19 protein-coding genes are annotated in these 21,705 nt (G+C 69.3%); 14 read left to right on the top strand and 5 right to left on the bottom strand.

What is annotated here, in order from left to right; genetic code table 11:
• Positions 1–46: 46 nt before the first annotated feature.
• From OH146_RS06220 to OH146_RS06195, 6 genes are read left to right on the top strand one after another with little or no spacing between them, the layout of a single operon-like run.
• Positions 47–1,345 carry a hydroxymethylglutaryl-CoA reductase, degradative gene (locus OH146_RS06220; RefSeq protein ID WP_265158554.1) on the top strand — a complete coding sequence of 433 codons (1,299 nt, stop codon included), beginning with the start codon at positions 47–49 and terminating at the stop codon, positions 1,343–1,345.
• Complete coding sequence (locus tag OH146_RS06215) at positions 1,342–2,358, top strand: hydroxymethylglutaryl-CoA lyase (protein WP_265158552.1); 1,017 nt, start codon at positions 1,342–1,344, stop codon at positions 2,356–2,358. The genes OH146_RS06220 and OH146_RS06215 overlap by 4 nt, the downstream gene beginning before the upstream one ends.
• Positions 2,355–3,590 (top strand): CaiB/BaiF CoA transferase family protein, encoded by a 1,236-nt coding sequence (locus tag OH146_RS06210; protein WP_265158550.1) that lies wholly within the window; start codon positions 2,355–2,357, stop codon positions 3,588–3,590. Before OH146_RS06215 ends, OH146_RS06210 begins: the two co-directional genes overlap by 4 nt.
• Entirely contained in the window at positions 3,587–4,402 is an 816-nt protein-coding gene (locus tag OH146_RS06205) for an FAS1-like dehydratase domain-containing protein (protein ID WP_265158548.1), read from the top strand. The genes OH146_RS06210 and OH146_RS06205 overlap by 4 nt, the downstream gene beginning before the upstream one ends.
• Positions 4,399–5,043, top strand: coding sequence for an FMN-binding negative transcriptional regulator (locus OH146_RS06200; protein WP_265158546.1), 645 nt, complete (start codon positions 4,399–4,401; stop codon positions 5,041–5,043). The genes OH146_RS06205 and OH146_RS06200 overlap by 4 nt, the downstream gene beginning before the upstream one ends.
• Positions 5,040–6,515: an amidohydrolase gene (locus OH146_RS06195; RefSeq protein ID WP_265158544.1), complete on the top strand. Its 1,476-nt coding sequence runs from the start codon at positions 5,040–5,042 to the stop codon at positions 6,513–6,515. The genes OH146_RS06200 and OH146_RS06195 overlap by 4 nt, the downstream gene beginning before the upstream one ends.
• Here the strand turns inward: OH146_RS06195 and OH146_RS06190 are convergent.
• Both OH146_RS06190 and OH146_RS13910 read right to left on the bottom strand, forming a co-directional pair.
• Positions 6,512–7,363, bottom strand: a complete 852-nt coding sequence (locus OH146_RS06190; RefSeq protein ID WP_265158542.1) for an alpha/beta fold hydrolase — start codon at positions 7,361–7,363, stop codon at positions 6,512–6,514. The two genes, OH146_RS06195 and OH146_RS06190, sit on opposite strands and share 4 nt — an antisense overlap.
• Before the next feature lie 112 nt (positions 7,364–7,475).
• Complete coding sequence (locus OH146_RS13910) at positions 7,476–8,975, bottom strand: PucR family transcriptional regulator (RefSeq protein WP_265158540.1); 1,500 nt, start codon at positions 8,973–8,975, stop codon at positions 7,476–7,478.
• A 72-nt stretch (positions 8,976–9,047) separates the two neighbouring features.
• Here OH146_RS13910 and OH146_RS06180 point away from each other — a divergent pair, with 72 nt between their 5' ends.
• The 7 genes from OH146_RS06180 to OH146_RS06150 all read left to right on the top strand — a co-directional run bounded on the left by OH146_RS06180 (position 9,048) and on the right by OH146_RS06150 (position 18,251).
• On the top strand, positions 9,048–10,166 hold the full coding sequence (locus tag OH146_RS06180) for an S-methyl thiohydantoin desulfurase family protein (protein ID WP_265158538.1): 1,119 nt from the start codon (positions 9,048–9,050) through the stop codon (positions 10,164–10,166).
• Entirely contained in the window at positions 10,163–11,761 is a 1,599-nt protein-coding gene (locus OH146_RS06175; RefSeq protein WP_265158536.1) for a hydantoinase/oxoprolinase family protein, read from the top strand. The genes OH146_RS06180 and OH146_RS06175 overlap by 4 nt, the downstream gene beginning before the upstream one ends.
• 33 nt (positions 11,762–11,794) lie before the next feature.
• Positions 11,795–13,375 carry an ABC transporter substrate-binding protein gene (locus OH146_RS06170; protein WP_265158534.1) on the top strand — a complete coding sequence of 527 codons (1,581 nt, stop codon included), beginning with the start codon at positions 11,795–11,797 and terminating at the stop codon, positions 13,373–13,375.
• A gap of 32 nt (positions 13,376–13,407) precedes the next feature.
• Complete coding sequence (locus OH146_RS06165) at positions 13,408–14,421, top strand: ABC transporter permease (RefSeq protein WP_265158532.1); 1,014 nt, start codon at positions 13,408–13,410, stop codon at positions 14,419–14,421.
• Positions 14,422–14,425: 4 nt separating this feature from the next.
• Positions 14,426–16,204 carry a dipeptide/oligopeptide/nickel ABC transporter permease/ATP-binding protein gene (locus OH146_RS06160; RefSeq protein ID WP_265158530.1) on the top strand — a complete coding sequence of 593 codons (1,779 nt, stop codon included), beginning with the start codon at positions 14,426–14,428 and terminating at the stop codon, positions 16,202–16,204.
• Positions 16,201–16,974, top strand: a complete 774-nt coding sequence (locus OH146_RS06155) for an ABC transporter ATP-binding protein (protein ID WP_265158529.1) — start codon at positions 16,201–16,203, stop codon at positions 16,972–16,974. The genes OH146_RS06160 and OH146_RS06155 overlap by 4 nt, the downstream gene beginning before the upstream one ends.
• Positions 16,975–17,063: 89 nt before the next feature.
• Positions 17,064–18,251, top strand: a complete 1,188-nt coding sequence (locus OH146_RS06150; protein WP_265158527.1) for a M20 metallopeptidase family protein — start codon at positions 17,064–17,066, stop codon at positions 18,249–18,251.
• Between the two features lie 226 nt (positions 18,252–18,477).
• Here the strand turns inward: OH146_RS06150 and OH146_RS06145 are convergent, their stop codons facing one another.
• A complete protein-coding gene (locus OH146_RS06145; RefSeq protein ID WP_265158525.1) occupies positions 18,478–19,440 on the bottom strand; it encodes a sigma-70 family RNA polymerase sigma factor in 963 nt (320 codons plus the stop codon).
• 237 nt (positions 19,441–19,677) lie between these two features.
• Between OH146_RS06145 and OH146_RS06140 the strand changes: the two genes are divergently transcribed.
• Positions 19,678–20,301: a TetR/AcrR family transcriptional regulator gene (locus OH146_RS06140; RefSeq protein WP_265158523.1), complete on the top strand. Its 624-nt coding sequence runs from the start codon at positions 19,678–19,680 to the stop codon at positions 20,299–20,301.
• 71 nt (positions 20,302–20,372) lie between these two features.
• Here OH146_RS06140 and OH146_RS06135 read toward each other — a convergent pair whose 3' ends face one another.
• The gene (locus tag OH146_RS06135; RefSeq protein WP_265158521.1) at positions 20,373–21,149 is read right to left on the bottom strand and encodes a hypothetical protein; all 777 of its coding nucleotides are present in this window, start codon (positions 21,147–21,149) and stop codon (positions 20,373–20,375) included.
• Positions 21,150–21,259: 110 nt separating this feature from the next.
• Complete coding sequence (locus tag OH146_RS06130) at positions 21,260–21,673, bottom strand: hypothetical protein (RefSeq protein WP_265158519.1); 414 nt, start codon at positions 21,671–21,673, stop codon at positions 21,260–21,262.
• Positions 21,674–21,705 lie beyond the last annotated feature (32 nt).

Genomic DNA, 21,705 nt, shown 5'->3' with positions numbered 1-21,705 from the left:
GCGGGCGCAGCGCCCAGGCACCGGCGGCGCGCACGAAGGAGGATCAGTGTCGATTGACGAGCGCACCGCCCCGCACAGCCGCATCTCCGGGTTGCGCGACCACTCGCCGGAGGCCCGGCTCGGTCTCGTCGCGGAGGCCGCCGGCATCGAGACATCCGCCCTCTCCGTACTGCAGCCCGACGGGGGTCTCACCCTCGCCCAGGCTGACCACATGATCGAGAACGTTGTCGGCATGATCGGCGTTCCGGTCGGAGTCGCCACCAATTTCACGATCGACGGCGTCGACCGGCTCGTGCCCATGGCGACGGAGGAGCCGAGCGTCGTCGCCGCCGCGTCAAACGCCGCCCGTATGGCCCGCGAGCACGGCGGCTTCCACACCTCCCACTCGGGCGACATCATGATCGCCCAGGTGCAGGTGCTCGACTGCATCGACCCGGCCTCCGCGCGGCTGCGTCTGCTCGAGGCCCGCGACGAGCTGCTCGAACTCGCCAACGCTCAGGACCCCGTGCTCGTGACGTTCGGCGGCGGAGCCCGGGAGATCTCGGTGCGCTCGATCGACACTCGCGTCGGCACGCACGTCGTGCTGCACCTGCACGTGGACGTGCGTGACGCGATGGGCGCCAATGCCGTCAACACGATGGCGGAGGCGATCGCGCCCCGTGTCGCCGAGATCGCCGGGGGGCGGACTCTCCTGCGCATCCTCAGCAACAAGGCCGACCTGCGCCTCACCCGCGCCCGCGCCGTGTTCGACCAGGAGCTGCTGGGCGGCGCGCAGGTCGTCGACGACATCGTCGCCGCGAGTGCCTTCGCCGAGGCGGACCCCTACCGGGCCGCGACCCACAACAAGGGCATCATGAACGGCATCACGGCGGTCGTGCTCGCGACCGGCAATGACACTCGCGCGGTCGAGTCCGGCTGCCACTCCCACGCCGCGAGAGAGGGCGGCTACACGGCCCTCACGAGATTCGAGAAGGATGCCGCGGGCAACCTGGTGGGCACGATCGAGGTTCCCCTCGCCGTCGGACTCGTGGGCGGGGCGACTCGTGCGCATCCGGGGGCCCAGGCCTCCGTGCGCCTGCTAGGGGTTGAGACAGCGCGGGAGCTCGCCGCCGTCATCGCCTCCGTCGGCCTTGCCCAGAATCTTGCCGCCTGCCGCGCCCTCGCCGCCGAGGGTATCCAGCGCGGCCACATGAGTCTGCACGCCCGCACTGTCGCCGCGAGCGCCGGTGCCTCCGTCGAGGAGGTCGCTCAGGTCGCCGAGCGCATCGTCGCCGAGCGCAACATCCGGGTGGAGCGTGCCAAGGAGGTGCTCGCCGAGCTCCGTGAAGGGGCGGTGAGCGAATGACCGCGGCGGGTGCAGGGGGTACCGACACCGCGGCCGAGTGGCGACCACGCCCGTTGACGGTGCCCAGTGAGGGTCTTCCGACGAGCGTGGTCGTCTACGAGGTGGGGCCGCGCGACGGTCTTCAGGCGGAGCCCGACCTCATCCCGACGCCGCTCAAGGCGGAGCTGTGCCGCCGACTCTACTCTGCGGGGGTACGCGATCTCGAGGTGACCAGCTTTGTGCCGCCCTCCTGGATTCCCCAGCTCGAGGACGCCGCTGACGTGGTCGCTGCGATCGAACCGCCGCCGGGCGCGAGGGCGGTGGCGCTTGTCACCAACAGCCGAGGGCTCGACCGGGCGCGCGAGGCGGGCCTCAGCGAGGTCTCCGTTGTGGTCAGCGCGACCGAGGCCTTCGCCCACGCCAATCTCAACGCCTCGCGGCAGGCCGCACTCGACCGGGGCGCCTCCCTCACGGCGGAGGCCGTGGCATCCGGTCTCCGCGTGCGCGGCTACGTCTCGATGTCGTTCGGCGACCCGTGGGAGGGCGCCGTTGATGGCGGCGTCGTCGCGGAGAGCGCTGCCGCCCTGCACGGTGCCGGATGCTCGACCGTCGCCCTGGGCGACACGATCGGCGTCGCGACCCCCGGCCAGGTCGAGGCCGTGCTCGATCGGGTCGCGGTCGCCGGGGTGCCGCGGGCGGCCCTCGCGCTGCACCTGCACGACACCTATGGGCAGGCCCTCGCCAACGTGCTGGCGGCCCTGCGCGTGGGCGTGCGCGAGTTCGACGCATCGATCGGCGGCCTCGGCCGCTGCCCCTACGCCCGTGGTGCGACCGGTAACCTCGCCACCGAGGACCTCGTGTGGATGCTTGACGGTCTCGGCATCGAGACGGGTCTCGACCTGGGCGCCCTCGCCCGCACGACGCGCTGGTTCTCGCAGCAGCGCGGAATCGAGGCACCGTCGCGCGTCAGCAGAGCGCTCGCGGCCGCCGACGCAGCATCCGATCAATCCCCCCTGGAGGCACCGCCCACATGAGCACTGTCAATTCCCTTCTCGCCGGCGCCGGCTCGCTCGAGGGCGTCGTTGTGCTTGATCTCTCCCGCGTGCTGGCCGGGCCGTATGCCGCCCAGATGCTCGCCGACCTGGGGGCGACCGTCATCAAGGTCGAGAACCCGAAAGACCCGGATGTCTCGCGCGGCTTCCCGCCCTACCTGCGTGACGGTGACGAGGAGTTCAGCGCCTACTACGCGCAGTACAACCGCGGAAAGCTCGGCATGGCCCTCGACCTCGCGGCCCCCGGCGGCACCGAGGTGCTCAAGGATCTCGTGCGCACGGCCGACATCCTCGTGGAGAACTTCCGCCCCGGCACGATGGAGAAGCTCGGCGTGGGCTATGAGGTGCTCGCGGAGATCAACCCGCGTCTCGTCTACACGGCCATCTCCGGCTACGGCCAGACGGGGTCGCGCAGCCGCCGTCCCGCCTTCGACAACACAGCTCAGGCGGCGGGTGGCCTCTGGTCGATGAACGGCTATCCCGGCCAGGAGCCCGTGCGCGTCGGCGTGACGATCGGTGATCTCTCGGCCACGCTCTTCGGGGTCATCGGCACGCTCGCCGCCCTGCGGCACGCGGAGAAGACGGGCGTCGGCCAGCTGGTTGATGTGGCCCAGGTCGACAGCATCCTCGCCCTCACCGAGACGGCGGTCGTCGACTACACGGTCGAACAGAAGGTCGCGAGCCCCGCGGGCAACGCGCACGCGTGGGTGCGCCCCTACGAGCTATTCCCCTGCGCTGACGGTCAGGTCTTCTTCGGCGCCTACACCGACAAGCTGTGGCGCGCGAGCTGCGAGCTCTTCGGCACCCCCGAGGTCGCCGACGACCCCGAGATCGACACGATGCGCAAGCGCTTTGAGCCCGAGGTCTACGAGCGCAAGGTCAAGCCCATCGTGATCGGCTGGCTCGCGAGCCGCACCAAGTCCGAGCTTGAGGAGCTCGCGGGAGACGTCATCCCGTTGACGGCGGTGCGGGACATCGGCGAGGTGGTCGACGACCCCGGCACGGCCGAGCGCGACATGATCGTCGAGGCCGACTACGGCACCCTCGGCACGCTCCGAATGTTCGGCCAGCCCATCAAGCTCAGCAAGACCCCTGCGACCCCGGCCAGGCCAGCGAACCGCTTTGCCGAGCACGCCGACCAGGTGCTCACGGCCCTCGCGGGATACGACACCGAGCGCATCACGGAGCTGCGCGAGGCCGGGGTCATCCCGTGAAGCGCGAGTCGGTCATCGGGGTCGAGACGGCAGCCGCCTACGCGGGCACCTTCGCTCCCGACGAGCAGCTAGCTCTCGGCGACCTGCTGCCGCCGGCCTGGGAGGGCGTGTACTTTCCCTTCGCCGTGCCCCTCGCCGATCTACGCGCCGACGGGACGCCCGCGCGCGACGGCGTGATCCCCGAGATCGACCTGCCGCGCCGCATGTATGCGGGGGAGGACACCGAGTTCCTGAGCGAGCTGCGCCTCGGCGACACCGTGACTCAGGAGACCCGCCTCGGCGAGGTCACGGAGAAGAACGGCCGCGGTGGCCGGCTGATGTTCGTCGACATCGTGCGCGAATACTCGGTCGACGGCGGGTGCGCCATCCGCAGCACCTGGCACGACGTCTTTCTCGAGCAGGCAGACCCGTCCGTGCCCGCGCGAGAACCGAAGCGTGACACGGATGCCGCGAGCAACGCCGACTGGATCGATGAGGTGAGGCTCGACATCCGTCAGCTCTTCCGCTTCTCGGCGCTGACCTTCAACACGCACCTCGTGCACTACGACCGCGCGTGGGCCCAGCAGCAGGAGGGCCTGCCCGACCTGCTTGTGCACGGCCCGCTCACGCGCATCCTGCTCATGGATTCCGCCCGCCGCCACCGCCCCGACGCCCGCCCCACATCGCTCTCGGTGCGGGCCGTCGCCCCGACCCTCGTCGACCGCCGCGTGCGCATCGCGGGAACGGCGGCGGCGGATGTCACGAGCATCACCGCCCTCGACGACGATGATGTCGTGCTCGCCACCGCCGAGATCAGCTGGAGCACCGCATGAGACCCAACCCGGACTACCAACTCGACGACATCGAGCGGATCAAGACCTTGATTCGCGACCACCCGTGGGTGACCTTCGTCAGCTCCGTGCCGGGGCGCGGGCTCGTGGCATCCCACTACCCCGTCATCCTCGACGAGGAGGCGGAGGGCCTTGTGCTGCTCAGCCACGTCGGGCGGCCGGATGAGCGCGAGCACGAGCTCGGCCAGCACGAGCTGCTCGCGATCGTGCAGGGCCCTCACGGCTACATCTCACCCGGGTGGTATGAGACCTCGCCCGCCGTGCCCACCTGGAACTTCGTCACGGCGCACCTACACGGGCGCCCCCAGTTGCTCAGCGACGAGGAGAACCTCGGGGTGCTGGAGAAGCTCGTCGACCACTTCGAGCGTGTGCTGCCGGAGCCGTTCCTCATGAACCGCACCCTGGAGAACGCCGACTACGCGCAGCGCATCGTCGGGGGCACGGTCGGCTTCCGGCTTGAGGTCACCCGCATCGAGGCCAAGGAGAAGATGAGCCAGGACAAGCCCCGCGACGTCGTCGAGAACGTCATCGACCGGCTCAGCTCGGAAGGCCCCTATCGCAACCCGCAGCTCGCGAGGCGCATGGCCGACGTCCACGCCCGACTCGCGGAGGCCGCCCGATGAGCGCCCTGCTGCTCGCCGGCGCCCGCCGCTACGGGGGCGGAGACGCGATCGACGTGCTTCTGCAGGGCGGCACCATCGCCGCCGTCGGCCCCGCAGGCACGGTCGACGCCACCGGGGCGGAACGCATCGACCTCGACGGCCGCTACCTCGGCCCCGGCCTCTGGGATCACCACGTGCACTTCACCCAGTGGGTCATCCAGCGCCAGCGCTTCGACCTCTCCACCACACGCAGCGCCGCCGACGTGCTCGACCGCGTGCGGGCGGCGCTCGCCGACTACGACCCCGCCCGTGGCGGCCTGCTCACGGGCTACGGCTTCCGTGATGGCCTGTGGCCGGATGCTCCCACTCTCGCCGCCCTCGACGAGATCGCGCCCGACGTGCCCGTCGTGCTCATCAGCGGCGACCTGCACTGCGGTTGGCTCAACTCGCGCACGGCACAGCTCGCGGGTCTTGAGCTGCCCGAGTCGGGCATCCTGAGCGAAACCGAATGGATCGGCGCCCTTGCGGGCTTTCAGGAGCAGAGCGCTCCGGCCCTCGGCGACTACCGCGCAGCGGCTGAGGCTGCCGCGCGGCGCGGGGTCGTGGGCGTCGTCGAATTTGAGAACACCGACAACGCCGCCGAGTGGACGGAACGCACCGAGGCGGGCATCCGAAGCATCCGGGTAGAGACCTCCGTCTGGCCGGATCGCCTCGAGGCGGCGATCGCCGCCGGGCTGCGCTCGGGGCAGGCGATCGACCCCTCCGGGCTCGTCACGATGGGCCCCCTCAAGGTCGTCGTCGACGGCTCGCTCAACACGCGGACCGCGCTGTGCTGGGACCCGTACCCGGGGCTCGACCCCACCTCGCCGCACGCCTGCGGAGTCGCGAGCGTGCCGATGTCGGAGCTGCGGCGGCTGCTGCAGCGCGCCCGTGACAACAACCTCGCCGCGGCGATCCATGCGATCGGGGATCGCGCGAACTCCGAGGTGCTCGACACCTTCGAGGAGCTCGGGATGCGCGGCGTCATCGAACACGCCCAGCTCGTCGACGAGGAGGACTTCGCGCGCTTCGCCCGACTCGGCATGATCGCGAGCGTGCAGCCCGAGCATGCGATGGACGACCGCGACGTGGCCGACCATCACTGGGCCGGCCGCACGGGGAGAGCCTTCGCCTTCGGCTCACTGCACGCCGCGGGAGCGGAACTCCGGCTCGGTTCGGATGCACCCGTCGCCCCGCTCGACCCGTGGCACGCCATCGCGTCGGCGACCGCCCGCAGCCGCGACGAGCGGGAGCCGTGGCATCCGGAGCAGTGCCTTCCCCTCGACGTTGCGCTCTCCTCGAGCAGCCGTGGGCGCACGGGCATCGCGGCGGGCGAGGCGGCGGACCTTGTGGTCGTCGAGCGCGACCCGCTCTCGGCGTCACGCGACGAGCTGCGGCGGATGCCCGTGGCGGCGACCCTCCTCGCCGGCCGCTTCACGTGGAGCACCCTCTAAACGAGCGGCTTCTCGCCCCGTAGCGCCGTGCGCGTGATCGCCTGCACCATCTCAGGCCATAGCTCGCGCGGCAGGCCGTGCCCCATGCCCGGGTAGACGTGCAGCTCGGCGCCGACGATGACCTCAGCCATGTCGGCGGAGGCGCGCCAGCTCAGCACGGGGTCTTCCCGCCCGTGGAGCAGCACGGTCGGCGCCGTGACGGCGCGCAGCCGCTCGAGGCGTTCTGGCGCGCGCATGAGCGCAGCCCATTGGCGGGGCACTCCGTCGGGCGCGTAACAGCGGTCGTACGCGGTCGCGGCGGCCTCGCGCGTCCACGCCTCGTCCCACGCGTAGGGCCCCGGGGCGGTGGGCCGCTCGATGAGCGCGGCGAATTCGATCGCCTCCTCACGGCTGATGCGCGGTTGCACGGCCTGCAGTGCGGGGAGCTCGCCGTGCAGCACCCACCGCCGGTCCTTGCCGGGGGTCGAGTACAGCAGCGCCAGGCTCCGCACGCGCTCCGGGTGTTCGATCGCGAGCATCTGCGCCATCATCCCGCCCATCGAGCGGCCGGCGATGTGGGCGCTCGCCAGCCCGAGGTCGTCGAGCACCCGGGTCACGTCTTCGGCCATGTCGCTCAGCTCGTAGCCGCCGTCGATGTCCTCCGGGCCGCCGAATTTCTGCGACAGGCCAACGTCACGGTTGTCCATGCGGATGACGTGGAAGCCCTGCGCCACGAGCATCCGGCAGAACTCCTCCCGCCAGCCGATCAGTTGCGCGCCGGTGCCCTCCAGGAGCACGAGTGGCACGCCGGATGCCTCACCCATCGTCTCGTAGTAGATCTCGACGTTGTCGCGGCGCGCGTGCGGCATGGGTCTCCTCAGATCAGCTGTCCGTCCAGTCTGACGCTCTCGCCGCCCCGGCGGCAGGCGAGGGGCCACACGGGTGCGGGCCGGGAGTGTGGTGTTGCCCCAGTGGCGTCGCCTAGTCCGGCGCGGAGGACCGGCTTGCCCCGAGTAGTCGCACGCGGCAGGCCAGCTCCACCGCGAAGCGGGTGTCGGGGTCGTCGAGGTCGACCTGCAGCGCCTCGCGGATGCGCTTGAGCCGATACGCGACCGCATTCGGATGCAGTGTGAGCTCCCGCCCGGCCTGGGCGAGGGAGTTGCGGTGGCTGAGGTAGGCGAGCAGGGTGCGCACGGCCGTTGTGGAGCGTTCCCGGCCGAGGGCGTCGAGCGGATGCAGCACGTCGTCGAGCAGGTTGCGGCTGATGGGGGAGGCGTAGAAGTCGAGCAGCACGCGGCGGAGGCCCGTGACATCCGTCACCTCGACAGCACCGGCGCGCCCTGCCGCAATCGCTGACTCCGCGGCGACGCGCGCTTCGGCGGCGGACTGCCGCAGCCCGGAGGCGCCCGACTGGGGAGTGCCGAGGCCCAGCGTGTACTCCCAGGACTCACCGGCGAGGGTGCGGGCGTGATCGCGGATCTCGGTCGCGACCTCGCGCAGCCGTCGCTGGTGGTGCCCCGCCCCATGCTCCTCGGTCGAGACGATGAGGATGTCGTCGCGGATGAAGGCCACGTGCCACATCTCGTCGCGATGATCGACGAGCTCCAGCGCGAAGAGTTCGAGTGCGGGTTCGACGCTGTGCGGCGGGCGGCGGGTGGAGTCGGCACGGTGGGTGGGCTTGATCCAGCCCACGACGTGGGAGAGCTGGAGCGGCAGGCCGAGCGCGGCCGCCTGGCCGGTGAAGCCCTCAACGCGGGAGGATTCGGCGAGCACGAGTTCGACGATGAGGTCGGCGCGGGACTGCCGGGGTGCCTGGCGGTCACGCATCTGCCGGTAGATGGAGCGGGAGACGATCGAGGCGATGACGGGCAGCGCGATCGCCACGGCGGGGTCGTCTCCGTCGGCGACGAGGCGGCCGATGGGCACCTCTCCCACGCACACGGCGTCGCTGTCGCTCCAGGCGACGGGTGCGCTCTCGTCAACGGTCAGCCGGTGGCCGAGGGCGTCGCCCGCGGCGGCGAGGATGGCCTCGATGGGCGCCTCCTCCGCCTCGGCGGCGGCTTCCGTAGCCCGTTCGATCGCGTAGGCGGAGCGAGTCATGCTCTCCGAGGCCCCGCCGACGAGGATGCGGTCGATCGTCACGGCAAGCTCGGAGGGTTTGACGCCGGGGGCGGTGAAGACGGGCATTCCGCCGCGCGTGGCGAGCACGACGGCGGTCTCGGTGAGCCGGATGCCCGTCGTGAAGAGCAGCCCGCCGAGGCCTCGCGCGCTCGCCTGTCGAATGGCGATGTCGATGCGATAGGGGGCGGGATCCGTCGTGGCGGCGATGACCGCGAGGGTGCCTTCCGCGAGGGCATCGAGGGCGTCGAGCTCGACGACGTCGACTCGGGTGATGGGCGTGCCCGCGAGCGGACCCGCAATGTGGTTGAGGCCCAAGCGGGTCGACTGGGTGAAGATCTCGGCCGAAGATATTGTGCTCACAGCACAATACTGACCCAAACACTGGCGTAGGGGCACATTGTTCGGGCATTCCGGGATCCCTAGTGTCGGAACATGGCACAACAGGCACCTCCGATCTCGTCCCCAGCCCCGACGCGCGTCACCTCCGTCACGGTTGACGACGTCCCCGCTCTTGCGGCCGGCGCGGCGATCTTCGGCACGGGCGGTGGAGGGGCCGTCTACACGGCTGAGCGCGGCGTCGCCACGGCGATCACGCAGCACGGCCCCGTGCCGCTCCTCGCCGTGGACGACCTCGGCCCGGACGACGCCGTCATCGTCATGTCGGGCATCGGCGCCCCGACCGTCGGTATCGAGATGCTGCCCTCGACGCACCAGGTGCAGGCGCTGCTCGACGAGGCCGAGCGTGTCGCCGGGCGCAGGATCACGGCGCTCATGGCCGCCGAGATCGGCGGCAGCAACGGTGTGGGGCCCGTCGGCTGGGCCGCCCGCCTCGGTGTCGCGATCCTCGACGCCGACGGCATGGGCCGCGCCTTCCCCGAGGCGACCATGATCGCGATGAATGTCGCGGGGGTGCCCTGCGAGTTCGCCATCATGAGCGATGTCGTCGGCAACCTTGCCGTGCTGAAGACGATCGACCTCTCGTGGCTCGAGCGCCACGCCCGCGCCATCACGGTCGCGAGCGGTGGACTCTGCCTCGGCGCGCACTACCTGCTTACGGCCGAGACGGCCAAGGGTGCCGTCATCGAGGGCACCGTCAGCACGGCGATTCGGGTGGGCCACGCACTTCTCTCCTCGTCCGAGCCTGTCGCCGGAGTCGCGAACGAGCTCGGGGCATCCGTCCTCATCAACGGCAAGGTCATCGATGTCGCCCGTCACACGGATGGCGGTTTCGTGCGGGGCTCCGTGACGATCGCCGGCACGGGCAGCGACCGCGACCGCCTGCAGCGCATCGAGCTGCAGAACGAGAACCTCGTGGTGATCGAGGACGGCGAGGTCATCGTCAGCGTGCCCGACCTCGTGACGATCGTCGACGGGGAGACGGGCCACGCGATCTCCACCGAGATGCTCCGTTTCGGCCAGCGTGTCGCGGTGCTCGCCTGGGCCTGCGATCCGCTGTGGCGCACGGAGCGCGGTCTCGAACTGGCGGGGCCGAAGGCCTTCGGCTACGACCTCCCCTATGTGCCCTTCGGCGGAGAGGCGGTGGCGCGATGAGCGAGGCACGGGATCTCTCGATCGGTGTCGATGTCGGCGGCACCAACACGGATGCGGTTGTCATCGATGGTGCGGGCACTGTGATCGCTCGCACGAAGCAGCCGACGACGACGGATGTCACGGGGGGAATCCGTGCGGGTGTGGCTGCCGTTCTCGACGCGATCGGTGCCGACCGCGACCGGGTGTCTCGCGTCATGCTCGGCACGACCCACGCGACCAACGCGATCGTGAGCCGGCGGGGCCTCGGCCGCGTCGCGATGGTGCGCCTTGGGGCGCCCGCCGCCACGGAGCTGCCTCCCGTCACGGATTGGCCGGGGGATCTCCGCAGCAGTGTGCTCGCTGGCTCGACAATGCTGGGCGGCGGCCACATGGTCGACGGCACACCCATCTCCCCGCTCGATCGCGACGGCGTGCTGCGCTTCATCGACAGCCTCGACGGTGCCTTCGACGCGGTCGCGGTGTGCGGTATCTTCAGCCCCTCGTTCCCCGAGCAGGAGCTCGAGGTCGCCTCCCTCGTGCAGGACCACATCGGGCTCGGCACCCCGATCTCACTCAGTCAGGACATCGGCGCGATAGGCCTCGTCGAGCGTGAGAACGCGACGATCATCAACGCCGCCCTGTATGGCGTCGCCCGGGATGTCACCCTCGCGCTCGAGACGGTCGTCGCCGAGCAGGGCCTCGACGCGGTCACGTTCTTCGCTCAGAACGATGGCACCCTCATGACGCTTGACTTCGCGGCGCGCTACCCCGTGCTCACGATCGGCTCGGGCCCTGCCAACTCCATCCGAGGGGCCGCGTACCTCTCTGGTGTCGACAACGCGATCGTGATCGATGTCGGCGGCACCACGAGTGATCTCGGCGTGCTGGTCGGCGGCTTCCCTCGCGAGTCGACGCTGCCCCGCGAGATCGGTGGCGTGCGCACCAACTTCCGCATGCCTGACATCCTGAGCCTCGGCATCGGTGGCGGCACGATCGTCGATCCGGCGACCGGCTCGGTGGGCCCCCTTTCGGTCGGCTACCGCATCGCGGACGAGGCGCTCCTCTTTGGCGGCTCGACCCCCACGCTGACGGATGCCGCGGCTCTCGCCGGCACGGCGATCGGCGGTCGCAGCATGCCGGCCGTCCCCGCCGCAACCCGGACCGCCCTCCAGGCTGCACTCGAGAAGTCCCACCGCGACCTCGAGGATGCCGTCGAGCGGCTCTCCCTGGGCCGCGCGGACCTGCCGCTCGTCGTGGTGGGTGGCGGCGGCTTCCTCGTGCCCGACAGCCTGGTGGGAGCATCCGCTGTCATCCGCCCCTCCGATGGTGATGTCGCAAATGCGGTCGGCGCGGCGATGTCGCTCGCGAGCGGCCGGGCCGACCAGCTCGGCGACTTCGAGGAGCGCGAGGCCGCGATCGAAGCGGCGTCCAAGGCGGCCATCGAGAAGGCCATCCAGGCGGGCGCCGACCCCCTCCACGTTGCGGTCGTCGACGTGCTCGAGACATCCGTTTCCTACACCGCCCGCCCGACGGTGAAGGTCTCGGTCAAGGCTGCTGGGCCCCTCACGAGGCTCAGTGCCGACCAGCCGGTGACGGCACACAGCACCACGCAGTGAACCCATGCACCACCCGACATAAGGAGTAAGGACATGAAACGCAGCACAGCAGTACCGGCGGTCGCCGGTGCCGTCGTCCTCGCCATGACGATGGCGTCGTGCGCGAGCTCGAGTGACGCCGGCGAGACGGGCGAGTACGTCTCCGGCGGCACCTTCATCAAGGCCACCGCAAGCGAGATCGGCTCGCTCATCCCCATGTCGGCGGTCGCCCCCGACGAGCGGGAGATGATCAACTACGCGTATGAGGCGATGGTGTACGCGACGCCCGACGGCGAGATCGTGCCGTGGCTTGCCGAGAGCTGGGACGCGACGGGCACGGAGGTGACCTTCACTCTTCGCGACGGCATCACCTGTTCCGACGGCAGTGACTTCACGGCCGAGGTGGCCGCCGCGAACTTCAACTTCCACGGCAATGCGGAGAACGCGAGCTTCTACTTCGGCTCGGTCGTTCCCGAGGGCACCACGGCGGTCGCGGAGGGCAACGACGTCACGGTGATGGTTCCCGCGAACGACCCGTTCCTCCTCGAGAACATGGGCCTCATCGAGATGGTGTGCCAGGCTGGCCTCGACGACCCGGAGAGCTTGCAGGACACGACCAACGGCACGGGTCTCTTCGCGCTCGAGTCGATCGAGGCGCAGTCGACCTACACCTTCCAGAAGCGTGACGACTACACGTGGGGTCCGCAGGATGTCACGAGCGAGACGGTCGGTCTGCCCGACACGATCGAGATCCGCATCATCCCGCAGGAGAGCACGACGGCCAACCTGCTGCTGTCTGGCGACATCAATGCTGGCGTCGTGCTGGGTGCCGATCGCGCCCGTCTCGACGGCGCTGGGCTGGAGTACGTCGGCATCCGCAACCCCGTCGGCGAGATGCTCTTCAACGAGCGGGAAGACCGGCCGACATCCGACCCGCTGGTGCGTGAGGCTCTGGTCCGGGCTATCGACAAGAATGCCGCCGCTGAGGTGATCGCGGATGGTTCCCCCATGGAGCCGATCTCGCTCGTCACGAAGACGCCACTGCTGTGTGTGACAGACGAGCCCCTCGAGCTGCCCGAGTACGACGTTGAGCGCGCAGGTGAGCTCCTCGACGAGGCCGGCTGGGAACTCGGCTCGAACGGGCTGCGCGAGAAGAACGGTGAGCCCCTCGAGATCGTCTTCATCTACGATGCGGGCACGGCCACGCACGCTCCCGCCGCCGAACTCGTGCAGGAGATGTGGAACGAGCTCGGAATCACGACCGAGCTTCGGGCGAACGACGCCGCAGCGTGGTCGGAGCAGCTCTACTCGACCTTCGACTGGGACACGGGCTGGATTCAGATCTCGAGTGGCGGCCCGCTCATCCAGCACATGTTCTACGGCGGGGAGACCCCCGACAACGGCGGCTACAATTTCATGTTCGTCGAGAACCCGGAGTACGAGGCGCTTGCTCAGCAGGCCATGACGGCCTCTCCTGAGGAGACCTGCGACTACTGGCAGCAGGCGGAGAAGGAGCTCATCGAGCGCGTCGACGTGGCGCCGCTCGCCGACAACATCCTCCCGACGTACATGAACGGGGCCGTCTTCGAGCAGCCCGGTTACATCACGCCCACCTCGATCAGGATGCTCGGGTAATCGTGTCTACCCCTCCGCTCGTAGCAGACAGCGTGTCGCACGACACAGGGCGCACCCGGTCCGCGCGAGCGGAGGGGCGTTTCTCCCTGGGGGAGAGGCTCTCTCCTAGAACCTCGTTCCTCCTGCGGCGTCTGGGACGGCTGGCCGCCTCCGTGTGCGTCGTTGTCCTGGCATCCTTCTTTCTCATCCACCTGGTGCCGGGCGACCCCGTCCGCGCCGCACTCGGGCCGAGCGCCTCGCCCGAGCTCGTGGCGGCGACGCAGGCGAGCCTCGGGCTCGACAAGCCGATCCTCCAGCAGTTCGTCGACTACCTGGGGGGTCTGCTGACGGGTGATCTCGGCACCTCGATCCAGTCCCACCGGCCGGTGGCGCAGACGATCGCGGAGCGCTTTCCCGCGACGCTCCTGCTCGCGGTGGCCGCCTTCGCGGTCGCGATCGCGGGGGCGCTGCCCATCGGGCTGGGCATGGCGATCTCCTCGCGCGGCGGGCGCCGGCGCGGCCTCGATGCGGCGCTCTCCTCCCTGCTCGGCGTGCTCATCGCGATTCCGGGATTCCTGCTCGCGGTGGGTTTCATCGCCCTCTTCAGCGTGCAACTGGGGCTCCTTCCGGCTGCCGGGTGGGGCACCATCCGCTCGGGAATCCTCCCCGTGCTCGCCCTTGCTCTCGGCCCGATGGCCTACCTCGCCCGCATCGTGCAGGTCGAGATGATCACGGTGCTCGGCACGACCTACATGACGACCGCGCGCGCCAAGCGGCTTCCGTCACGGCTTGTCTACTTCAGGCACGCCCTCCCCAACATCGTCACCGCGACCCTCACGGTCGGCGGGCTCATCCTGAGCGGGCTGACGGCCGCGACCGTGCTCGTCGAGACGGTGTTCGCGATTCCCGGCCTCGGCACGACCATGGTCGCCGCCGTGAGCACGAAGGACTACCCCATGGTCCAGGGCGTCGTGCTCGTCTACGCGCTCATCGTGCTCGGGGTCAATCTTGTCGTCGACCTCATCCTCATCACCATCGACCCCCGCTCATCGATCACGGAGGGGTAGCGACATGGCCACCACAAAGCACTCACGGCTGCGGAGTCCCGCGGGCATCGCGGCGACTCTCGGCGCCATCGCCCTGCTGCTCATCTCCGTCTTCGCCTCCTTCATCTGGGGGGATGCCGCGGGGCAGACCTCCGTCACCGACCGCCTCGCCCCCTCGAGCTGGGACGCACCCTTCGGCACCGACCAGCTCGGGCGCGACGTCTTCGCCCGCGTCATGGTCGCCACCCAGCTCTCCATGATGCTCACACTCGGCGCGACGGCGATCTCCGTCGTGGGCGGGCTCATACTGGGGCTCATCGCGACCGTGCTGCCGCGGCATCCGCGTCGTCTTGTCACGGGCCTCATCGACATCCTCCTCGCGTTTCCCTGGCTGCTGCTCGTGCTCTTCTTCTCCGTCATCTGGGGAGCGAGCGCGATGGGCGCGATGCTGGCGATCGGCTTCGCGGGCGTCCCGAGCCTCGCCCGCCTCGTCTACAACCTCGCCTCCTCCGTCTCGGGGCGCGACTTCGTGCGGGCGGCGCGGGTCGTCGGGGTGGGCCCCTTCGGCATCCTCGCCCGCCATGTGATGCCCAACATCGCTGGCCCGCTTCTCGTCAATACGGCGGCGACCGCGAGCGTCACGCTGCTCTCCTTCGCAGGGCTCTCCTTCCTCGGGCTCGGCGTGCAGGCACCCGAATACGACTGGGGTCGTCTGCTGCAGGAGGGCATCCTGCGCATCTACGTCAACCCGATGTCGGCGATCGGGCCCGGCCTCGCGATCGTCATTGCGGGCCTCATCTTCACGCTCGCGAGCGAGGCGCTGGCGATCGGCAGCGGTGAGGGTGTGCGGGCGACGAGGGCTCTTGCCGCCGCATCCGTCACGGGTCGGCGCCGCGCGGTCGACAGGGGGCCCGCCGTGCCCCTGCAGCAGACGGATGCCTCGAGCGACACCATTGCAGAGGTGCGGGGTCTCCGCGTCGCCTTCCCCGACGGCGAGGGCGGCACGGTGGAGCGCGTTCACGGGGTGGACCTCACGATCGCCCCCGGTGAGGTGGTCGGGATCGTGGGGGAGTCGGGCTCCGGCAAGTCGCTGACGGCGATGGCCCTCGCGGGCCTCCTCGAATCGCCCGCGGAGGTGCAGGTGACCCGCCACCACTTCGACGGCATCGACATGAGCAGCACGCTCAGCCGTGAGGAGCAATCTCGTCTCGGCGTCGAACTCGCCATGGTCTTCCAGGACCCGCTGACCTCCCTGAACCCCGCCCTCACGGTGGGCCGCCAGCTCACCGAGGTGCCCGAGGTGCACCTCGGCATGAACTCGCGGGACTCGCGCGAGCGGGCATCCGCCGCCCTCGCCTCCGTGCACATTCCCGAACCGGGTCGGCGCCTACGCCAGTACCCGCACGAGTTCTCCGGGGGCATGCGGCAGCGGGCCATGATCGCCATGGGGCTCACCGCGAGGCCGCGCCTCCTCATCGCAGACGAGCCGACGACGGCGCTCGACGTCACGGTGCAGCGGCAGGTGATCTCGGTGCTCAAGGAGGCGCAGCGCGCGACGGGCGCGGCGATCGTCTTCATCTCGCACGATATCGCCCTCGTCTCCGCGATCTGCGACCGTGTCGTCGTCATGAACGGCGGCGAGGTGGTCGAGGTCGTCAGCGCCGAGCGCATAAGGGAGGAGGCGACGCATCCGTACACCCGAGCGCTGATCGCGTGTCTGCCCGACATGACGTCCGACCGCTCGGTGCCCCTGCCGACGATCGGCACGACGAACATCACGCTCCCCGAGGAGGTCGTCCAGTGAACGCACTCGAGGTCGACGGGCTCGTCGTCCGCTACGGAAGGGACACGGTCGTCTCGGATGTGAGTCTCGCCGTGCCGCAGGGTCGCACCCTCGGCCTGGTCGGTGAATCCGGTTCGGGCAAGACCTCGGTAGCGAATGCCGTCGTGGGGCTCGTGCGACCGGCCGGGGGAGACATCCGGGTCGGGGGAGAGACTGTGCTCGCCCGCGGGCGCGCGGCCGTGCGGGCACAGCGCAAGGTGCAGCTCGTCTTCCAAGACCCCTTCTCCGCGCTCGACCCACGCATGACGATTGGCGCCTCGATCGCGGAGGCGACCCGGGCGACCGGCCGCCGCTGGAGCCGCCAGGAGAAGGTCGAACGCGTGCGGGCCCTCCTCGCCCAGGTGCACATCGATCCGGAGCGGGCGGGAGAGCTCCCCGGAGCGTTCTCGGGCGGCCAGCGCCAGCGGATCACGATCGCCCGAGCCCTCGCGGGGGAGCCGACCGTGCTGATCGCGGATGAGGTCACTTCCGCGCTCGATGTTTCCGTGCAGGGCGCCGTGCTCAACCTGCTGCGCGAACTCCAGGCGCAGCTCGGCCTCTCGATCCTCTTCATCTCGCACAACCTCGCGGTCGTGCGCTACATCAGCGACGAAGTGTGTGTCATGCGGCACGGCCGCGTCGTCGAGATGGGTGAGACGGAAGGGCTGCTTGCCGCCCCCGCAGACCCCTACACGCGCGAACTACTCGAGGCCGTTCCTGTGCTCGGCCGCCGCATGACATTCGAGGAGTGAGGGCCGGTCGTAGGCCCGCCAGGGCCGTGTCCGCCGGGTAGGCCCGCCAGGGCCGTGTCGAAACAGCGCTCAAGGAGACCATCATCACCATGCCGTTCCACGCCGATGCCGCCGCGATCCTCGACGACCTCGTCGCACTCCGCCGCGCGCTCCACGCACACCCCGAGCTGGGCCTCGATCTTCCCCGCACGCAGGCCACCATCGTCGATGCCCTTGCGGGTCTCGACCTCGAGATCACGACGGGCGGCTCCCTCTCCTCCGTCACGGCGGTGCTTCGCGGTGCACGACCGGGCCCGACAGTGCTGCTCCGCGCCGACATGGATGGACTGCCCGTCACCGAGGCAACAGGGCTGCCCTATGCCGCGCAGACCGGCACGATGCACGCCTGCGGTCACGACATGCACGTCGCCGGACTCGTCGGTGCGACACGGCTCCTGGCCGCTCGCCGCGACGAACTTGCGGGCAGCGTCATCCTCATGTTCCAGCCAGGCGAGGAGGGGCACGCGGGCGGTCGCCTCATGATCGAGGAGGGGGTGTTGGATGCCACGGGCGAACGCCCTGTCGCGGCATACGCGATCCACGTGGACTCCGTGACCCCCGCGGGAACCTTCGTCACCCGATCGGGCTCGATGATGGCGAGCGCGAACGGCCTGCGCCTGCGCGTCTCGGGGACGGGCGGCCATGCCGCGTTCCCGCAGCACTCGATCGACCCCGTGCCCGTCGCGGCGGAGATCGTGCTCGCGCTGCAGTCGTTCGTCACGCGCCGTGTGCCCGCGACCGACCCCGCCGTCGTCTCCGTCACGAGGCTCGCGACTGACTCCAATGCGCCGAATGTGCTTGCGACTTCGGTCGAGATCGACCTCAACATCCGCACTCTCTCGCGCGAGACCCTCGCGCTCGTGCGGGAGCAGATCCCGGCCCTCGCCATCGCGCTCGGCGAGGCCCATCGCTGCCGCGTCGAGAGCGAATTCATCCCCTCCTACCCCGTTACCTACAACGACCCGCAGGAGACCGCGGCAGTGCTCGCGCGGCTTGAGGCGCTGCACGGCGAGAGCCGCGTCATCCGCCTCGAGGCCCCGTCGATGGCTTCGGAGGATTTCGCGTACGTGCTCGATGAGGTGCCAGGAACCCTCCTGTTCCTCGGTGCACGGCCGGCGGATGTCGCTGACGCGGATGCCCCCGCGATGCACTCCGACCGTGCCGTCTTCGACGACTCGGTGCTCGCGCTGCAGGCGGCGACACTCGCCGACCTGGCCTGGCAGCGACTCAGCTCCTGACGGCCTGTGGCCCGTCCGATCCGCGGCACCCCGCCCTGCGCCGTCCTCCTGTCCAGGGCCAGGGGTGACGGTCGCGGGCAATGGGTGGCGAGGGCGTCTGAGCGTGCTTCACACAGAGAGAAGCCCCGGAACCCTTGGGGTTCCGGGGCTTCGTCCGGCGGGGCGCTGACCCGAACAACGCCCGGCCGGTGCAGCCCGGTGTGAATGCCGGCGCTGCGCGGGGGGTCTATGCGTCCGCGAGTGCACCTCGGAACTCGCGCGCACGCAGTGCGCGGAGTGCGCGCTGCTCGATCTGGCGCACGCGCTCGCGAGAGATGCCGAAGACCTCGCCGACCTGGTCGAAGGTCATGGGGCCGTCGCCGTCGATGCCGAAGCGCATCTTGAGCACCTTGGCGTCGCGGTCGGGGAGAGTGGCGATGCACTTGTGCAGAAGGTCGTGACGGATGCCCGCGCTCACGATGTCCACGACGGGGGCGTGCTGCTCATCCTCGATGAGGTCGCCGAGCACGGTGTCCTGCTCGTCGCCGACGGGCGTGTGGATGCTCACGGGGTCGCGGTCGACCTCCAGATAGATCTGGACCTTCTCCGGGGCGAAGCCAGTCTGGGCCGCGAGCTCCTCGACGCTGGGGCGCCGGCCAGTCTCGGCCTCGAGTTCACGATAGAGCTTGCGCACCGTGACAACCTTCTCTGCGGCGTGCACGGGGATGCGGATGAGGCGCGAGGAGTCCGCGATGCAGCGGCTTATGGACTGGCGGATCCACCAGGTCGCGTAGGTGGAGAACTTGTAGCCCTTCGCGTAATCGAACTTCTTGACGGCACGGTCGAGTCCGATGTTGCCCTCCTGGATGAGGTCCATGAAGGGAACGCCGTGGCCCAGGTAGTTCTTGGCGACGCTGACGACAAGGCGAAGGTTCGCCCGCACGAAGCGGCGGTAGGCCGCCTCGCCGTCCTGCACGAGCTGCTTGTACTCGCGGGCGAGCTTCGCGTCGTCGACACCGGAGTCGAGCTGCTCGCGGGCCAGGACGCCCGCCTCGATGGTGCGGGCGAGTTCGGGCTCCTCTTCCGGGAGCAGCAGCGGGATGGCGGAGATCCCCTGCAGATAGTCACGTACGGCGTCGTCGGAGACCCGGGCGGGGTCTGACGCGGGCCGGGATGCTGCTTCGGCGCGCGGGATCGATGGTGCTGCCACAGTCGCAGTGTTGTTCACGATGTCCCTCTCTGTCGATGCATGTAAAGAGAACGCTCCTTCTCATGAGAACGTTCGCTCTACGACTATTTAGGGGGGAGAGGGAGCGTTCTGTCAAGTGCGAGTTGAGGTAGAACGCTCCCTTTCATGAGAACGGAGGTTCTGTGACCCATCCGGGGGGCGTAAATCCCTGTATATGAGTAGAGAGAGCGTTCTTATCTGGCTATGATGGTCCCCGTCATGAGTGAGTCACCGAAGCAGGGCGCGCGAGAGCGCATCCTTGAGGCGGCCTATGACCTCTTTTCACGACGCGGCATCCGAGATGTGAGTGTTGACGAGATCATCAGCCGCTCGAAAGTCGCAATTGCCACGTTCTACCGGCACTTCAGCTCGAAGGATCAGCTCGCCGAAGCGTTCCTCAACCGGCGTGAAGAGGTGTGGACCTCAGAGCTCCTCGTCGCCGAGGCGGTCAAACGCGGTGCGGCCCCCAAAGACCAACTCCTCGCAATCTTCGACATCTTCGATGAGTGGTTCGAAAGCGAGCACTTCGAGGGAGACTCCTTCGTCAAGGTGCTGCTCGAGATGGGGCCGGAGCATCCCCTCGGCAAGGCGAGCATCAACCACCTCAACAACGTGCGGGCGATGATTCGGGATATCGCCGAGCGGGCCGGGCTCACCGATCTCGACGACGTCGCCCACTCCCTGCAGATCCTCATGAAGGGATGCATCATCACGGCCTCGATGGGCGACGTGGGCGCAGGGGCGCGTGCGAAGCTCATGGCCGAGCGGCTCATCGCCGAGCACACGCCCGCCGACGTGACAGCTGCGGGCGATGCGCCTACCGAGAATGCGCTCGCGGAGTGACATCCGATCGTTAAACCACAGCGCCCCCGAGCCGTCTGGCCCGGGGGCGTTTCGCATCTGTGGAGCGGGGGCTACACCTCTGACATCGCCGGGCCGTCGTCGTCGCGGCCGCGCGAGGCGAGGGCGGCTGCCCGCTCGGCCAGTCGGCGCTGAACCTCGTTCTGGGCGTTGTCCATGAACGACTCCTCGAGGGGCGTGCTCTCGTGTTCGCTTGTGCCGTTCCATCTCTCGATGTAGGCGTCAAGCTGGGGCCCCGACTCCCACGAGGTGATGAGGCAGTAGCGGTTCTCCGGGCCTGGATGCCAGACGGCATGCCAGAAACGCTGCGTGTCGACGATCAGCTGCGTGCCTGCAGGAAGAGGTATGCGAATCTCAGTATCGGGGTCGAAGCGTTCCTCGCGAAGCACCATGAAGGAGTCGGCGTCGTCGCTCAGGTTGAAGAAGCCGCGCACGATCCAGCCCGAACCGTCCGGGTTGAGGCGGTTGTTGTCATCCTGGTGGAGGTTGTAGAGCGCCTCAGGATAGTCGTTCGGTTTCAACTCGATGACGCGGCATCGCCCGACGTTCGCCCCGGGCTCCTGCGCGCGACGGGTCAGAGTGGGGGCCTTCTCGACCTGCGACGGGATCCACACGCCGTCCTTGTCCGTGCGGGGTGGCTCATGGTTCCAGAAGCCGTTGACCTCGATCTCCCCATTGGCGCTCGCGAGGGGCGCGAAGCGGGTCTCGCCCGACGACCTCCAGTCCACGTATTCGAGGTCAAGCCACTCCTTGGGGTCCTTCGACTGCTCGTAGCGGTCGAGGATCACGAAACCCTTCTCGTCCAGTGCTGCTGACTTCACGTAGCTCATTCGAGAGAGTGCCCTTTCGGATCCGGAGGGCCGGCAACCGTACACCGGCCCCACTTAGGCAACCCTAACAGTGCGCTTCGCCTCCGGAACGGATGTGAGAGCGGACTTGTTCAGGAACCGGAGCCTGACCCGCTTTCGGAACCGCTCTCGGACTCTTGGGGCGCGTTCCGGTCGAAGCGGCCGCCGCCCGGTCCGCCCTGGAAGTCGCCCTGCACAACAATCCCGGGGCGATCCTGTCCCGGCCAGAAGGGAAGGTGAGTGACAGCGACCCCGCCGATGAACCCGATCAGGAGGGCACCGCCCGCGGCTATGAGGGGCACGCCGATTGTGCGCCACTGTGACGAACCCGTGACTGCAGCGGACGCAGCGGATGCAGCGGGCGCAGCGGATGCGGCGGGCGCAGCGGATGCAGCTGGTGCGGCGGGCGTGCTCGTGGTGTCGGGGGCGCCGGTGGTCTCGGGGGTGCCGGTGGTCTCGGGGGTGCTCGCGTTGTCAGGGGTGCTGGTGTCGTCGTGTGTGCTCATGGCAGCAGCATCCGCTGGTCTGCCTAGCGCAG

It is taken from the genome of Homoserinimonas sedimenticola (assembly GCF_026094475.1).
Taxonomy (GTDB): Bacteria; Actinomycetota; Actinomycetes; order Actinomycetales; family Microbacteriaceae; genus Homoserinimonas; species Homoserinimonas sedimenticola.
This window is presented reverse-complemented; position numbering and strand designations above follow the sequence as displayed.

What these genes read in the sequence shown, in the direction of transcription:
- OH146_RS06215 (WP_265158552.1), top strand. Translation starts at nt 1,342, where the DNA reads ATGACCGCGGCGGGTGCAGGGGGTACCGACACCGCGGCCGAGTGGCGA.
- OH146_RS06210 (WP_265158550.1), top strand. Translation starts at nt 2,355, where the DNA reads ATGAGCACTGTCAATTCCCTTCTCGCCGGCGCCGGCTCGCTCGAGGGC.
- OH146_RS06200 (WP_265158546.1), top strand. Translation starts at nt 4,399, where the DNA reads ATGAGACCCAACCCGGACTACCAACTCGACGACATCGAGCGGATCAAG.
- OH146_RS06195 (WP_265158544.1), top strand. Translation starts at nt 5,040, where the DNA reads ATGAGCGCCCTGCTGCTCGCCGGCGCCCGCCGCTACGGGGGCGGAGAC.
- OH146_RS06190 (WP_265158542.1), bottom strand. Translation starts at nt 7,363, where the DNA reads ATGCCGCACGCGCGCCGCGACAACGTCGAGATCTACTACGAGACGATG.
- OH146_RS06180 (WP_265158538.1), top strand. Translation starts at nt 9,048, where the DNA reads ATGGCACAACAGGCACCTCCGATCTCGTCCCCAGCCCCGACGCGCGTC.
- OH146_RS06175 (WP_265158536.1), top strand. Translation starts at nt 10,163, where the DNA reads ATGAGCGAGGCACGGGATCTCTCGATCGGTGTCGATGTCGGCGGCACC.
- OH146_RS06170 (WP_265158534.1), top strand. Translation starts at nt 11,795, where the DNA reads ATGAAACGCAGCACAGCAGTACCGGCGGTCGCCGGTGCCGTCGTCCTC.
- OH146_RS06160 (WP_265158530.1), top strand. Translation starts at nt 14,426, where the DNA reads ATGGCCACCACAAAGCACTCACGGCTGCGGAGTCCCGCGGGCATCGCG.
- OH146_RS06150 (WP_265158527.1), top strand. Translation starts at nt 17,064, where the DNA reads ATGCCGTTCCACGCCGATGCCGCCGCGATCCTCGACGACCTCGTCGCA.
- OH146_RS06140 (WP_265158523.1), top strand. Translation starts at nt 19,678, where the DNA reads ATGAGTGAGTCACCGAAGCAGGGCGCGCGAGAGCGCATCCTTGAGGCG.
- OH146_RS06135 (WP_265158521.1), bottom strand. Translation starts at nt 21,149, where the DNA reads ATGAGCTACGTGAAGTCAGCAGCACTGGACGAGAAGGGTTTCGTGATC.
- OH146_RS06130 (WP_265158519.1), bottom strand. Translation starts at nt 21,673, where the DNA reads ATGAGCACACACGACGACACCAGCACCCCTGACAACGCGAGCACCCCC.